The organism is Acidovorax sp. GW821-FHT09A11, assembly GCF_059418365.1.
In genome coordinates this window covers 26,537-40,653 of the sequence record NZ_JBWKPS010000010.1, presented here as the reverse complement: position 1 = coordinate 40,653, position 14,117 = coordinate 26,537, and the positions used below count along the sequence as shown (strand labels likewise).

The 14,117-nt window shown below is 70.6% G+C and carries 16 protein-coding genes; 8 read left to right on the top strand and 8 right to left on the bottom strand.

Translation table 11 applies throughout. The features are described from left to right. The first annotated feature begins 3 nt into the window (after positions 1 to 3). The 7 genes from AC07PV_RS20890 to AC07PV_RS20860 all read left to right on the top strand — a co-directional run bounded on the left by AC07PV_RS20890 (position 4) and on the right by AC07PV_RS20860 (position 6,571). Positions 4 to 828, top strand: a complete 825-nt coding sequence (locus tag AC07PV_RS20890) for an SDR family oxidoreductase (protein WP_218293809.1) — start codon at positions 4 to 6, stop codon at positions 826 to 828. Between the two features lie 54 nt (positions 829 to 882). Further along, a complete protein-coding gene (locus AC07PV_RS20885) occupies positions 883 to 2,217 on the top strand; it encodes a flavin-containing monooxygenase (RefSeq protein WP_218341658.1) in 1,335 nt (444 codons plus the stop codon). A 31-nt stretch (positions 2,218 to 2,248) separates the two neighbouring features. Beyond that, complete coding sequence (locus AC07PV_RS20880) at positions 2,249 to 3,178, top strand: bile acid:sodium symporter family protein (RefSeq protein ID WP_218293811.1); 930 nt, start codon at positions 2,249 to 2,251, stop codon at positions 3,176 to 3,178. After that, the gene (locus AC07PV_RS20875; RefSeq protein WP_494631220.1) at positions 3,175 to 4,167 is read left to right on the top strand and encodes an SDR family oxidoreductase; all 993 of its coding nucleotides are present in this window, start codon (positions 3,175 to 3,177) and stop codon (positions 4,165 to 4,167) included. The genes AC07PV_RS20880 and AC07PV_RS20875 overlap by 4 nt, the downstream gene beginning before the upstream one ends. Beyond that, positions 4,164 to 5,084: an EamA family transporter gene (locus AC07PV_RS20870; protein WP_218293813.1), complete on the top strand. Its 921-nt coding sequence runs from the start codon at positions 4,164 to 4,166 to the stop codon at positions 5,082 to 5,084. Before AC07PV_RS20875 ends, AC07PV_RS20870 begins: the two co-directional genes overlap by 4 nt. Positions 5,085 to 5,118: 34 nt before the next feature. Next, complete coding sequence (locus AC07PV_RS20865) at positions 5,119 to 5,757, top strand: ABC transporter ATP-binding protein (RefSeq protein WP_255594526.1); 639 nt, start codon at positions 5,119 to 5,121, stop codon at positions 5,755 to 5,757. A 181-nt stretch (positions 5,758 to 5,938) separates the two neighbouring features. After that, the gene (locus AC07PV_RS20860) at positions 5,939 to 6,571 is read left to right on the top strand and encodes a LysE family translocator (protein WP_369641858.1); all 633 of its coding nucleotides are present in this window, start codon (positions 5,939 to 5,941) and stop codon (positions 6,569 to 6,571) included. Between the two features lie 21 nt (positions 6,572 to 6,592). Here AC07PV_RS20860 and AC07PV_RS20855 read toward each other — a convergent pair whose 3' ends face one another. The 8 genes from AC07PV_RS20855 to AC07PV_RS20820 all read right to left on the bottom strand — a co-directional run bounded on the left by AC07PV_RS20855 (position 6,593) and on the right by AC07PV_RS20820 (position 12,424). Continuing rightward, complete coding sequence (locus AC07PV_RS20855) at positions 6,593 to 7,441, bottom strand: LytR/AlgR family response regulator transcription factor (protein ID WP_494631219.1); 849 nt, start codon at positions 7,439 to 7,441, stop codon at positions 6,593 to 6,595. After that, positions 7,438 to 8,508, bottom strand: a complete 1,071-nt coding sequence (locus AC07PV_RS20850) for a sensor histidine kinase (protein ID WP_492245761.1) — start codon at positions 8,506 to 8,508, stop codon at positions 7,438 to 7,440. Before AC07PV_RS20850 ends, AC07PV_RS20855 begins: the two co-directional genes overlap by 4 nt. Positions 8,509 to 8,549: 41 nt before the next feature. Next, positions 8,550 to 8,855, bottom strand: coding sequence for a 2TM domain-containing protein (locus AC07PV_RS20845; RefSeq protein WP_218293817.1), 306 nt, complete (start codon positions 8,853 to 8,855; stop codon positions 8,550 to 8,552). A 36-nt stretch (positions 8,856 to 8,891) separates the two neighbouring features. Continuing rightward, positions 8,892 to 9,917, bottom strand: a complete 1,026-nt coding sequence (locus AC07PV_RS20840) for an alpha/beta hydrolase (protein ID WP_494631217.1) — start codon at positions 9,915 to 9,917, stop codon at positions 8,892 to 8,894. Positions 9,918 to 9,945: 28 nt separating this feature from the next. Continuing rightward, positions 9,946 to 11,019: an alpha/beta hydrolase family protein gene (locus tag AC07PV_RS20835; protein ID WP_494631216.1), complete on the bottom strand. Its 1,074-nt coding sequence runs from the start codon at positions 11,017 to 11,019 to the stop codon at positions 9,946 to 9,948. Positions 11,020 to 11,029: 10 nt separating this feature from the next. Further along, the gene (locus AC07PV_RS20830) at positions 11,030 to 11,323 is read right to left on the bottom strand and encodes a 2TM domain-containing protein (RefSeq protein ID WP_218293819.1); all 294 of its coding nucleotides are present in this window, start codon (positions 11,321 to 11,323) and stop codon (positions 11,030 to 11,032) included. 67 nt (positions 11,324 to 11,390) lie between these two features. Continuing rightward, entirely contained in the window at positions 11,391 to 11,963 is a 573-nt protein-coding gene (locus tag AC07PV_RS20825; protein WP_218293820.1) for a DUF6622 family protein, read from the bottom strand. 50 nt (positions 11,964 to 12,013) lie between these two features. Then, the gene (locus tag AC07PV_RS20820) at positions 12,014 to 12,424 is read right to left on the bottom strand and encodes a DUF2306 domain-containing protein (protein WP_492245757.1); all 411 of its coding nucleotides are present in this window, start codon (positions 12,422 to 12,424) and stop codon (positions 12,014 to 12,016) included. Positions 12,425 to 12,773: 349 nt separating this feature from the next. Between AC07PV_RS20820 and AC07PV_RS20815 the strand changes: the two genes are divergently transcribed. Beyond that, a complete protein-coding gene (locus AC07PV_RS20815; protein ID WP_218293822.1) occupies positions 12,774 to 14,108 on the top strand; it encodes an efflux RND transporter periplasmic adaptor subunit in 1,335 nt (444 codons plus the stop codon). Positions 14,109 to 14,117: the final 9 nt, after the last annotated feature.

Sequence of the window (14,117 nt, the reverse complement as noted above, 5' to 3'; positions counted from 1 at the left end):
TCCATGACAGCCTCATTCCAGAACGCGGTACTGACGGGCGCCTGTGGCGGCCTGGGCCAGGCATTGGCGCGGGAACTGATCGCACGGGGCGCCGCGGTGGCGCTGGTGGGGCTGCACCTGCCCACGCTGCAGGCGCTGGCCGCGCTCGCGCCAGAGCGCTGCGCCGTGTACACGCCCGACGTGGCGGACAGTGCCGCCATGCAGGCCATGGCGGCCGACTGGATGGCGCGCGCGGGCGCGCCCGACCTGGTGATCGCCAACGCCGGCGTGGCCGGCGGCTATGACACCGCGCAGGCGGACGACCTGGCCGTGCTGCGCCGCATGCTGGAGATCAACCTCCTGGGCGCCGCCACCACCTTCCAGCCGTTCGTGACCGCGATGCGCTCGCAGCGGCGCGGGGCCCTGGTGGGCGTGGCCAGCATCGCGGGATGGCGCGGCATGCCGGGCAACGGCGCCTATTGCGCCAGCAAGGGCGGCCTGATCCGCTACCTGGAGAGCCTGCGCGCCGAAATGCGCGGCGGGCCCGTGGCGGTGGTCACGGTGAGCCCGGGCTACCTGCGCACGGCCCTCACGGCGGGCAACCGGTTTGCCATGCCCGGCCTCATGGAGCCCGATGCCGCCGCGCGCGCCATGCTGGCTGGCATCGCGCGGGGCCGCACCCACATCGTTCTGCCCGCGCGCATTGGCTGGCTGGCGCGGCTGCTCAACCTCTTGCCCGGCGCCCTGCACGACCGCCTGCTGCTGGGCCAGCCGCGCAAGCCGCGCAGGGGCGAGGCGGGTGCCACGCCGATACCGGGCCTGGCGCCCCCCACCGACCCCCGCGCCTGACCTGCCCATGGCGGGATGGGCCCCAAAAAAATGCCGACAGAAAGCAAAAAAGACATGACACCGGAGACAACCCCCACCGTGGTGGACACCCGCACACAGATCGCGCTCATCGGCGCCGGCCCCAGCGGACTGGCGGCGGCGCGCAACCTGCAGAAGCTGGGCGTGCCATTCCAGGGCTTCGAGGCCCACACGGACGTGGGGGGGCTGTGGAACATCGAGAACCCGCGCAGCACCGTCTACGAATCCGCGCACCTGATCTCCAGCAAGACCACCACGGAGTTCACCGAATTCCCCATGCGCGCCGGCGTGGCCGACTACCCCAGCCACCGCGAGATGCGGCAGTATTTCTTTGATTTCGCGGAGCACTTCGCGCTGCGCCCGCACTACTGGTTCGGCTGCCGCGTATTGAACGTGGAGCCGGCGGGGGAAGGGGCGGCCCCCTTGTGGCGCATCACCTGGAGCCAGCACGGGGGGCCCGCGCAGACCGCGCAGTTCAAGGGCGTGGTCATTGCCAACGGCACGCTGGCCGAACCCAGCATGCCGCGTTTCGAGGGCCGGTTCGACGGCGAGCTGCTGCACACCAGCGCCTACAAGAGCGCCGAGCTGTTCAAGGGAAAACGCGTGCTGGTGGTGGGCGCGGGCAATTCGGGCTGCGACATCGCCGTGGATGCGGTGCACTACGCGCGCAGTGTGGATCTGTCGGTGCGGCGCGGCTACTACTTCGTGCCCAAGTACGTGTTTGGCAAGCCCTCCGACACGCTCGGTGGCAAGTTCAAGATGCCGCCCTGGCTCAAGCAGAAGGTCGACAGTATGGTGCTGCAGTGGTTCACGGGCGACCCGGTGCGTTTTGGCCTGCCCAGGCCCGACTACAAGATGTACGAGTCGCACCCCGTGGTGAACTCGCTGGTGCTGCACCACCTGGGCCACGGCGACATCCACGTACGGCCCGACATCGCGCGCCTGCAGGGGCACACCGTGTTTTTCAAGGACGGCAGCGCGCAGGACTATGACCTGGTGCTCTGCGCCACGGGCTACAAGCTGCACTACCCCTTCATCGACCACAGCCTGCTCAACTGGCAGGGCATGGCGCCGCAGCTGTACCTGAACATCCTTTCGCCGCGCTTCGACAACCTGGCCGTGATGGGCATGATCGAGGCCAGCGGCATCGGCTGGCAGGGCCGCTACGAGCAGGCCGAACTGGTGGCGCGCTTCTTCAGGGCGCAGGCAGAGGGATCGCCCCGCGCCGATGCGCTGCGCCAGGCCAAGGCCGGCCCGGCCCCCGACCTCTCGGGCGGCTTCAAGTACCTCAAGCTCGAACGCATGGCGTACTACGTGCACAAGGACACCTACCGCAGCGCGGTGCGCGCGGCGTCTGCCGCGCTGGCCTGAATTCCCTCCCCACTATTCCGAAGGGCCCACCATGCTGCCTGTCGACGAAATCCGGCTCAATTTCAATCCCGCATCGCTCGTGGTGCTCAACGTGGTGCTGGGCTTCCTCATGTTCGGCATCGCGCTGGACACGCGCGTGGCCGACTTCAAGCGCGTGCTGCGCATGCCGGGCGCCATGGCGGTGGGCGTGGCCGCGCAGTTCATCGTGCTGCCGGCGGTGACCTTCGTGCTCACGCTGCTGCTTTCCCCCGGCCCCAGCATCGCGCTGGGCATGATCCTCGTGGCCTGCTGCCCGCCGGGCAACGTGAGCAACATCCTCACGCACCGCGCGGGGGGCAACGTGGCGCTGTCGGTGTCGATGACGGCGATCTCCAACGCGCTGGCCATCGTGCTCATGCCGCTGAACTTCGCCTTCTGGGGCGGCATGCACCCCACGGCGGCGCCGCTGCTGCGCAGCATCGCGCTGGACCCGCTGGAGATGGCGGGCCACATCGTGGCCATCATCGGGCTGCCGTTCGTGCTGGGCATCCTGTGTGCCGAGAAGCTGCCCCGCTTCACGCGGCGGGTGCACAAGCCCGTGCGCATCCTGAGCTTCGTCTGCCTGATCGGCTTCATCATCGGTGCGGTGGCGGGCAACTGGCGCTATTTTCTCGACTACGTGGGGCTGGTGCTGCTGGCGGTGGCGCTGCACGATGCGCTGGCCTTCGGCACCGGGTATGCCTGTGCACGGCTGAGCGGCCTGTCCGACTACGACCGGCGCGCCGTGAGCATCGAAGTCGGCATCCGCAATGCCGGGCTGGGCCTGGTGCTGATCTTCAGCTTCTTCGGCGGCCTGGGCGGCATGGCCGTGGTGGCGGGCGTCTGGGGCTTCTGGGACATCATCGCGGGCCTGGCGCTGGCGGGATGGTGGGGGCGGCGGCCGCCCGTGGTGCCCCATGCCGTGCGGGAGGGCGGCGCATGATGGCGCGCATTCTCGTGACCGGGGCCGACGGTTTCCTGGGCCGCGGCGTGGTGGCGGCCCTGGCGCGCGGGGGCGCCCCCGTCATCGTCGCCGCCGACGTGCGCGAAGTGCCCGCCGAGCGCCGTCTGCCCGGCGTCACCTACGTGGTGCAGGACGTGCGCGACCCGGCGCTGGCGCAAACGCTGGCCGAGCACGCCATCGACAGCGTGGTGCACCTGGCCTCCATCGTCACGCCCGGCAAGGGCTCCAACCGCGAATTCGAATACTCCGTGGACGTGCTGGGCAGCCAGAACGTGCTCGACGCCTGCGTGGCCACGGGCGTGCGGCACCTGGTCGTCAGCTCCAGCGGCGCGGCCTATGGCTACCACGCCGACAATCCCGACTGGCTGCGCGAAACGGACGCGCTGCGGGGGAACGAAGTCTTTGCCTATGCGCACCACAAGCGCCTGGTGGAGGAGATGCTGGCGCGCTACCGCACACAGCACCCGCAACTCGCGCAGACCGTGCTGCGCATCGGCACCATCCTGGGCGAGCGGGTGGACAACCAGATCACGGCGCTGTTCGAGAAGCGGCGCCTGCTGGCCATCCGGGGCAGCGCCAGTCCGTTCGTGTTCATCTGGGACGAGGATGTCACCGGTGCCATCGTGCACGCGCTGCGCACGCGCCGCGCCGGGTGCTTCAACCTCGCGGGCGATGGCGCGCTGCCGCTGCGCGAGATCGCGGCGCGCCTGGGCAAATCGGTGCTGGACCTGCCGGCGGGCCTGCTGCGCGCCGCGCTGGCGATGGGGTCGGCCCTGGGCGTGAGCCGCTACGGGCCCGAGCAGCTCGACTTTCTGCGCTATCGCCCGGTGCTGCTCAACACGGCGCTCAAGGAGGTGCTGGGCTACGTGCCGGCCAAGACCAGCAGCGAGGCCTTCGACGCCTTCGTGGCCGCGCGCGAACGCCAGGGGCGTCCGGTGGCGGCGGGCAGCCGCGTGGTGTCCGCATGAATGCCGCCGCGCTGAGCCGGGGCGACCTGCTGCGCGCCTTGGCGGTGGTGGTCATCTGGGGGCTGAACTTCGTGGTGATGAAGCTGGGCCTGCAGGGGCTTAGCCCCATGCTGCTGGGGGCGCTGCGGTTCTCGGCCGCGTCGCTGCCCTTCCTGCTGTTCGTGCCGCGCCCGGCGCTCCCCTGGCGGTTCGTGCTGGGCTATGGGCTGGCCCAGGGCCTGGGCCAGTTCGGATTCCTGTTCCTGGGGTTGCAGCTGGGGATGACGGCGGGCATGGCGTCGGTCGTCATGCAGACGCAGGCCTTCTTCACGCTGCTGCTGGCCGCCCCGCTGCTGGGCGAGCGCGCCCGGCCCTGGCAGTGGTGGGGCCTCACGCTGGCCTTCGCGGGGCTGATGACCATCGGGCTCGCCCATGGCGAAGGCCCCGGGCAGATGACGCTCGCGGGCTTCGTGCTCACGCTGGCGGCCGCCTTCATGTGGGCGGTGTCCAATCTCGTGGCGCGCCGTGCCGCGACGGCGGGGCCGTACGGGCCGTTCCCGTTCATCGTGTGGAGCAGCACGGTGCCGATCGTGCCTTTCTTCGCGCTGGCGCTGTGGACCGATGGCGCGCAGGGCGTGCTCGCGCAGCTGCGGGCGGTGGACGGCGTGGCGCTGGCGGCCGTGCTGTACCTCGCCCTGCTGGCCACCTTGCTCGCCTACACGTTGTGGACGCAGCTGTTGCAGCGCCACCCCGCCGGGCGGGTCACTCCGTTTTCGCTGCTGGTGCCGGTGGTCGGGCTGTGGGCCGCATATGCCTTTCTGGGAGAGCAGCCCGCGCCGCTGCAGTGGGCGGGAGCGGGGGCCGTGCTCTGCGGGCTCGTGGTCAACCAGGCCGGGGGCTGGCTGCGGGCGCGGCGCGCGAGGCCGGCGGCCTCCTAGAATCCCCTCTTTTCTTCTTTTTTCGCAAGGATGCATGGTGGCCGACAGCGTGGTGTTGCAGGTGCAGGGGTTGCGGTTTGCCTACCCGGAGTGCGCGGTGCTGGAGGGCTTCAGCCTCGCATGGCCCGCGGGGCTGGCGCTGGTGCAGGGCGACGAGAGCACGGGCAAGACCACGCTGCTGCGCGTGCTGGCGGGTGAGCTGGCGCCCCAGGCGGGCGATATCACGCTGCGCGGCGTGCGCCGGGGGGCGGTGCCTGCCGCGGCCTGGCGCGCGCAGGTGTTCTGGCAGGACCCGCGCGCCACGGCGCTGGACCCGCTCACGGTGCGCCAGTGGCTGGGCAGCCTGCCTGCGCACTGCGCGCGGTGGGACGCCGCCGCCCTGGCGGCGCATGTGGAGGGGTTCTCGCTGGAACCTCATCTGGACAAGCCTTTTTTTGCCTTGTCCACCGGCAGCCGGCGCAAGGCGCTGATGGCCGCCGCGCTGGCCAGCGGGGCCGCGCTCACGCTCATCGACGAGCCGGTGGCGGGGCTCGACAAGCCTTCGGTCAGCTACCTCGGCCAGGCCCTGGCCGAAGCCGCGCGCCAGCCGGCGCGGCTGGTGGTGGTGGCGCACTACGAGGCGCTGCCGGGCGTGCCCTGGGACAGCGTGGCGACATTGGCCCGGCCTCGCTAGGGCCCGTCAACACTGTTTTCGCCAGTGCCAAGGCCGGGGCCTTGGCTAGGAACGCAACGACGAGTGGCCTGGATGGGATGCAGTGGGCGGCCTCCCCTTCGGGTTGCGATGCCAGCAAAAATAGTGCTGACAGCCCTAAACTGGGCGACCCTGCCTGCCCATTTCTCTTGAAGGACACCCCATGGACGCGCTCCTCTTCGCCCCGGTGGCCGTGGCCATTGCGCTCACGCCCGGCCCCAACAACTTCTGCGGCCTCAACAACGGCATCCGCGCGGGCATCGGCGCGGCGCTGGTGGCCACGCTGGGGCGGGTGGCGGCGTTCGCCATCTTCCTGGCCATCTCGGCCGTGGGCCTGGGGGCGATGCTGCTGGCATCCGAGATGGCGTTCACGGTCGTCAAGTGGGTGGGCGCCTGCTACCTCTTCTGGCTGGGCTGGAAGGCATGGCGCAGCCGTGAGTTCAGCGGGCTGGAGGTGGTCGAGGGCGGCGACGTGAAATCCTCCGGCGCCCCGGTGCGGCTGAAGGCGCTCATCACCCAGGAGTTCCTGCTGGGCATCACCAACCCCAAGGCCATCATCCTGTTCGCGGCGATCTTCCCGCAGTTCATCGACCCGAGCCAGCCGGCCGTGCGCCAGTTCGTGGTGCTGGGCGCCGTGTACCTGGCGGCGGAGTTCGTCTCCACGGCCGTGTATGCCGCCGGCGGGCGCCAGATCCGCCGCTTCATCCGCACTTCGCGCGGCGTGGTCCGGCTGAACAAGGCCACGGGCGGTTTCTTCATGGGGGCGGGCGGCCTGCTGCTGGCCACCAATCGCTGACACCCGGGCGCGGGCGCGCCGCTACATCGCCTTGAACAGGTGGGCGTAGAGGCGGCTCACGGGCAGCTTCTCGGGCCGTCCGGCCAGCTCCAGGTGCAGCTTGCCCGCCTCGTCGCGGGTCACGGTGGTGATGCAACTGGCGCGCACCAGCGTGCTGCGGTGGATCTGCCAGAACACCTGGGTGTCGAGCTGGCCGATCAGGTCCTTGAGCGGGGTGCGGATCAGGTACTCGCGGGCCGAGGTCAGCACCCGCACGTACTTGTCGGCCGCCTCGAAATACAGCACGTCGGCCACCGGCACCATGTGGATCTGGCTGCCGCTGCTGGCCTGGATGAGCGTGAGCGGCGTGCCCGTCGCCGGTGCAGCGGGCGCAGCTGCGGCAACGGGGGCCGCCACCCCGGGCGCCACCAGCAGGTTCCGCAACTGGGCCATGGTTGCTTCAAAATCCATAGCGGCTGGCGCTTTGCTGGCAAGCGCCAGCTGCAGTTTTTGCACCGTTTTTTGCAGCCGCGCGGCCTGCACGGGCTTGAGCAGGTAGTCCACCGCCTGCGCTTCGAACGCCTGCACCGCGTACTGGTCGTAGGCGGTCACGAACACCAGCGCCGGGAAGGGGCGGCCCGCGGGGCCTTCCGTTGGCCAGGCGTCGGCCAGTTCCACGGCCGCGTCCAGCCCGCTCTGGCCGGGCATGCGGATGTCGAAGAACAGCACGTCCGGCTGCAGCGCCAGGGCCTGGCGCACGGCGGACAGACCGTCGCCCACGGTGGCCACGACCTGCAGCCCGGGCCAGGACCGGGCCAGCTCTTGCTGCAGCGCGGCGGCGAGCAGGGGTTCGTCTTCAGCAATCAGGGCGCGCACGGCAGGCTGGGTCATGGGGTGGTGGTCGACGGGCTCGATTTCAAGGGAAAAGTGACCGTAGCGCTTGTCCCGCCAGCGCTGCCAGCTATCAATTTCAGAGTGCCCGCCGTTCCGTGCAGTGTGGCCAGCCGCTCACGCGCCTGGGCCAGGCCAAAGCTCTGCCCCGGCCCCGGGGTGGGCAGGGTGTCGGGCAGGCCCGCGCCGGTGTCGGTCACATCCAGCACCAATAGCGCCCCGCTGTCACTCTGCCGCGTGCTGGCACGCACGGTGATGTGCCCGCCCTCGACCTGCGGCTCCAACCCGTGGCGGATGGCGTTTTCCACCAGGGGCTGCAGCAGCAGCGGCGGCACGGGCACATCGCGCAGCGCGTCGGGCAGGTCCAGCGTGTAGGCCAGGCGCGGGCCCATGCGCACCGCCATCAGCTCCAGGTAGTCACGCAGGCGCTCGAACTCGTTCTCCAGCCGGTGTTGGGTGCTGCGCGAGGCGCTGAGCGTGGCGCGCAGGTAGCCGATCATGCGGTCCAGCATCTCCTGCGCGCGGGCCGGGTCGGTGCCGATCAGCATGCGCAGGTTGGCCAGGGTGTTGAACAGCATGTGGGGTTCGAGCTGCGTTTCCAGCAGCTTGAGCTGCGCTTCGCTCGCCTGGCTGCGCACCTCGTTGACCTTGGCCAGCAGCCAGGCGCTTTTGCTCTTGGTGTAGAAGTAGTAGGTGCCCAGGAACCCCGCCACCACGGTGATGCCAATGGAGATGCGCAGCTGCGCACGGCCACCCTGGTCCCACGACGAGCTGCCGCACCACCAGTCGCCCAGCAGCGTGCCGCCCAGGTAGCCCAGCACGATGCTGGCAAACGGCAGCAGGAACCCGGACAGGCCCGTGGGCCAGCCCGTCTCCTTGCTGGACGGAAACAGGTGCCGGCCGAAGTCGATCAGCGCCCAGGTCAGCGAGCCGATGGCCAGCGAGTAGCGGGCCGGGATGTCGTAGGCCTTCTCGGGCTGGAAGGCGTACTGCAGGGCCGCGATGGCCAGGCAGAAGGCCAGCACTTGCAGCAGGTGCTGCAGCTTCTCGATCCAGTCGATTTTCATGGCGGCGCGGGCGTGGTGGTCGAAGGCGCAGGCCGTGGGGCCTAGCGCTGGTTGCGCTCTTGCTGGTCGCGCAAAAGCCGCTCGCGCTCCTTTTGCACCATGCGCTCGCGCAGGCCGCTGCCGGTGCCCAGCACGAACACCGAGATGCCATGCAGCGCCAGCCCCAGGCCCCAGCCCAGCAGCGGGAACACCGACCACGGCCGGTTGCCGAAGCCGTAGCGCGACAGGCTGAACAGCACCAGGTTGACCACGACGAAGGCGGCGGCGTGCACATACCAGCCCAGCTTGGCGCCAGCGCGCCGGCGGGCCAGTTGTTCGATGTCGTCGGGGGTCATGGGTTGGGGCATGGTGAGGGGTCGATTCTAGGCGGGCGCCGCGCGGGCTCAGCCCTGGCAGGCGTGGGCGATGGTGCGCACGGCCAGCGCGTTCAGCGTGAGGCCGATGTGGTTCACGCCGGGCACCAGTGTCACGGGCACGGGCTTGCCTGCCTGGGCGAAAAGCCCGGCATAGCGCTCGGCGTGGAACAGCTCGTCCTCCTGGCCGGCCACGATGCAGATGTGGCCACGGGCGTTGCGGATGTCGCTCAGGTAGTCGCCGCGCGGGCGAAAGTTGCTGGCCACCGTGTAGGAATAGTGCGGCGTGAGCCCGGCGCGCGAGGCTTCGTCCAGTGCGAAACCCAGCACGGGCAGGTGGTTCCACCAGGCGATGCCCAACTGGTTGAGCAGTGTCAGCGCCATGAGCCGGGGGACGCCCACCGCGGCCCAGCCGCCAGTGTCCGGCCGCGCGGTGGGCGCATTCTGGTGCAGGAAGGGGGCGAGCAGCACGTAGCGGTCGAAAAGCCCCTGCAGGGGGCCGCCCGCAATGCGCAGGGCGAAGCCGCCCCCGGCGGAAAATCCCATGAGCGTCTGGGGGCCAGCGTGGGACACGGCTCGCAGGAAATCCTCTAGGTCATCGTCCATCTGGCCCACATAGGCAGCCTGCCCGCGCGGGCCGGATTCGCCGTGCCCCCGCATGTCCAGCGCTGCCACCGCATAGCCGGATGCGGCCAGCGCCTGGGCCAGCACATGGGTGGACCGAGCCCGCGAGGAAGACCCATGGATCAGCACCACGCGCCGCAGGGGCTCCGCGCCGGCTGCCGCCACGGGGGCGTAGCCGTACCAGGCCAGCGCCGTGCCGTCGCGTGCCGTGTAGCGTTGCACGGGCGGCAGCTGGCTGAAGTCCACGCCCGCAAAAGGCGTGTTCACGCTGTCCAGCGCGGCGATGTCCCGGGGCCCGCCCCAGGCAATGGCGGCCGCGAGCGCGGCGAAGCCGGCAAGGAGAAGGATGGCAGGGATGAGCATGGCGTAAAGGTGGCGGGGACTGATGGGCCAGAAGGACTGCGGCAAGGGGGATGCGGACACGGGCTTCATGGCGAAACGGGTGTGCCGCGTCATGCGGTCACGGAGCGCCACGGCGCGGCAGCGGCAGCAGGTGCTGCTCGAAGTAGCGCACGATCCGCAGGTCGACAGCGTGCATCTGGCTGCGGTCGAAGCCCGGCGGGTCGCCCAGCAGCCGCGCCGCCAGCGCGGACATCCGGTCCCGGGGCGGCGGTGGGGAGAGCAGCGCGCCGTGGCCGGCGTCGGGCAGGGCGGCCAGCAGGGTGCAGCGGTCGGCGCAGGCCTGGAGCACACGGTCGCTGTGAAAGCGGGGCACCAGCCACAGGTCGTGCCCGGAGGTGATCAGCGCCAGGGGCACGCGCGGCCTGGCCAGTGACTCCATGTCGAAATCCGCCGCGGCCGGCACCCCCGCCACCACGGCCGCGATGCGCGGTTCGCCATGGGCCTGCCAGGCGGCGTCGTCAAAACGCTGGCGGATGACGCCCAGCGCCACGGCCTTCTTCACGCCGTCAAGGAGGTTGCCCTTGAGTTCGGTGGCAAGCCCCACGCAGGTCGCGAAGTCGTCCGCGATGTGGGCTTCGCAGTGCTGCCGGAACAAGGCGGGCGACCAGCGTCCGCCAGCCAGGCTGAGGGCGGTGTGGCCGCCGGCGGACATGCCGTACATGCCCACCCGGTCCAGCGACAGCAGGGGCGCCAGGGCCGCGTCCTTGGCGATGGCGTCGATGGCGCGCGAGACCTCGGCCGGGCGCCGCTTCCAGCTTTCGGGGCCGGGGGTCGACGGGTCTTTCGCGTTGTCGCCGGCGTGCTCGGGCAGGGCCACCACGAAGCCCGCGCCCACCAGGGCGCGCGCCAGGTCCGAGTGCACCCACGGGTTGCCGCCGGAGCCGTGCGACACCACGACCAGCCGGCCGTTGCCCGCCACCGGAGCGCCTTGCCAGGCCGCCTGGAGGCTGAAGGGGCCGCGCTGCAGTGCCTCGTCGGGTGCGCTGCTGGGGTAGTACACGGTGACGGGGCCGTCGCCCTGCATGCCCGGAATCTCCATGAGGCCCGTACCCGCCTGCGCCAGGCTGGCGCACACGGCGAGCAGGCCCGCCAGGATCAGGGAAACGTGGTGGTGGATGTGCAGCTGTTTCATGGAGCCTCGCTCAGGATGGGTTGTGGTTCTGGGCAATGCGGTCGCGCTCGGCCTGCACCATGCGCTCGTGCAGGCCGGACCCACCAGCCAGCAGAAACACCACGATGCCGTGCACGGCCAGGCCGATGCCCCAGCCCAGCGCGGGGTAGACGGCCCAGTGGCGGCCGCTGCTGGCGGACAGCGTGACGAGCAGCAGGTTGACCAGAAGATAGACGCTGGCGTGCATGTACCAGCCCAGCTTGGCGCCGGCGCGTTTGCGGGCCAGTCGTTCGATGGGGTCGTTGAAGGTCGGTTCTTGGCGCATGGCGGGTTCTCCTAAACAGTCAGGCAAGGCAGGGAAGGGAAGGGCAGGCAACGGCCATGGCCGGGGTTCAGGTGCCCACCGGCGAGGCGCCGAAGACCGCGCTGTGCTGCGCCAGGCGCCACAGACGCAGTGCCCGGGCGGCGAACAGGCCGTTGAACACGCCGTAGAGGGCGGAGATCTGCAGGGCGAACGCGCCGTCCCGGGCCAGGGAGGGCTGCAGGGCCAGCTCGGCGCCCACGAAGTACTTGGTCAGGAAGATGCCGATGATCAGCGCCAGCGGCATCGCGCTGCCCGGAACGTGGAAGCTGCGCGAGGAGGCCGCGTAGAGCGTGCCGGCCGGCGCGGTGGGCTGGAACCACAGGGCCAGCGCGCCGATCAGCACCGCGGCCACGAGCCAGGCGCCGACCGCCTGCGCCGCCGTCTGGCCCGCGCCGCCAAACGCCGACACGACGCCCGCCACGGAGAAGATGGCCATGCCCACGGGCATGAGCAGGGTCCGGCGCAGGCTGGCGGTGCGGTCGCACAGCTGGCTGGCCCCCAGCCCCACGAGGGCGGCCAGCAGGCCCCAGACCCAGTAGGGAGTGTGCGTGACGATCTGGATCAGTGCCTGGGGCTGGTGAACAATCACATTGAGCAGCATGGTGTGGTTCCTTGGTGTGGAGGGGATGTGGGGGCTGGAAAGGGGCGGGGTCAGAGCAGGCCCAGCTGGCTCCAGAGCGAGTGCCCCAGAAAACGCCCGGGCAACAGGGTGAAGCCGCCTGCGACGATGCAGGCGCCGATGTAGATGCGCTGCATGACCACGCGGTGGCCGGCGATGTTGCGCCGGGCCAGGTAGATGAAGGACAGCACCAGCATCCCCAGCGTCACCGGGATCAGCAGGTGGATGAGCCCGAAGCTCCCCCAGCGGGGACCATTGCCGCCGCTGATGAAGATGGCGGAGACCGCGGTGGCCACCATGAGGGTGACCCAGGCATATCCGGCGGCGCGGTGCAGGCGGGGGCGCTGGGTGGCGCCCTTGCGCGCCCACAGGGCGAGGGGGCCGATGGCCGTGGCGGCGAGGGCGGCGGCGAGGTGGATGGCGATGACGGGGGTGAGTTGCATGGGATGCTCCTGGCGCGTTCGATGGAGCGGACTGTGCCGCCGCCCGCCCGGGGCCGCCAGCGCCTTGCGACGAAACGCGGCCTGGCTGCCGCGAAATGCAGGATGGCGGTGCGGCCTGCAGGGCCTTGGGCCCCCGATTTCATGCAAACTCCGGGGAATGTGGGGACGCCGCCCGCCCGGAACGGAAGGTGCCCTGGCGCCCGGCCTCCCAGGTTTACTTTTCTTCGCACAGCGTTCAAGGCAAAGCTTGAATTGACTCTCTACGATCAGGCATGGCGCGATCTCCGCCGCCGCCTGTTGTCATTCCCCCAGTCCGGCCCGCAGCCCAAGAACACGAATCAGGACCGCCATGAACCCGCAAGACGTCAACGCGCCCCCGCCATCGGCCATTCCGCCCGCCCCCGCGGCCCCACCGCCCCGGCGCTCGCGATGGGTGGGCAGCCTGCTGGCCCTGGTGCTGGTGGGCCTTGTCGGCGGGGCTGCCTGGTACCTCGTCCAGCGTTCCGGCGGCGAGCAGGGCGCCGGGCCCGGCCGGGGCATGCCCGGGGGCGGGCGCCCCATGGTCACCGTGGGCGACGCGGTGGCGCGCAGGGCGGAACTGCCCGTGGTCATCGACGCGCTGGGCACCGTGATCCCCGCCACCACCGTCACGCTGCGGCCCCAGGTGTCGGGCATGCTCACGCAGGTGCTTTTCACCGAGGGCCAGATGGTCAAGAAGGGGCAGGTGCTGGCGCAGATCGACCCCAGGCCCTTCGAGCAGGCGCTGATGCAGGCCCAGGGCACCCGGCAGCGGGACGAGGCCCAGCTGGAGAATGCGCGCCTCACGCTGGAGCGCTACCGCACCCTGCTGTCGCAGGACTCCATCGCCCGCCAGGACGTGGACACGCAGGCCGCGCTGGTCAAGCAGCTTGAAGGCACGGTGATGACTGACAAGGCCCAGGAAGGCACGGCGCGCCTGAACCTGGACTACACGCGCATCACCTCGCCCGCCACGGGCCGCATCGGGCTGCGCACGGTGGATGCGGGCAACTATGTGACATCGGGCGACGCGACGGGCATCGCCACCATCACCCAGGTGGCCCCGATCGACGTGCAGTTCTCGGTCCCGCAGGACCGCGTGGGCGATGTCCGGGCGGCGCAGGGCGCGGCGCCCACGCTGGCCGTGACGGCACTGGACCGCACGCGCAAGGCCGAACTCGACAAGGGCCTTTTTTCCACGCTGGACAACCAGGTGGACACCACCACAGGTACCGTCAAGGCCAAGGCGCGCTTCGAGAACGCGGCGGGGGCGCTGTTTCCCAACCAGTTCGTGAACGTGCAGCTGCTGCTGCGCAACGTGCCCGCGGTGGTGGTCCCGGTGACGGCCGTGCGCACGGGCGCCAATGGCGACTATGTCTATGTCATCAACGAAGACCGCACCGTGTCCCTGCGCAAGGTCAAGCGCGGCCAGGCGACCGTGGGGCTCATGGCCATCGCCGAAGGGCTCCGGGAGGGCGAACGCGTGGTGACCGAGGGCGGGGACCGCCTGCAGGACGGCATGGCCGTGCAGCTGCCCGGTGCCCCTGCGGCCGCGCGCGGCCCCCGCCCGGGCGCCAGCGGGCCCCGCTCGGGAGCGAGCGGGCCGCGTGGCGGTGCCTCCGGTGAAGGCCAGCAGCGCCGCCAGCGCCCCGCGCAGAACCCCTGAGCCGCCACC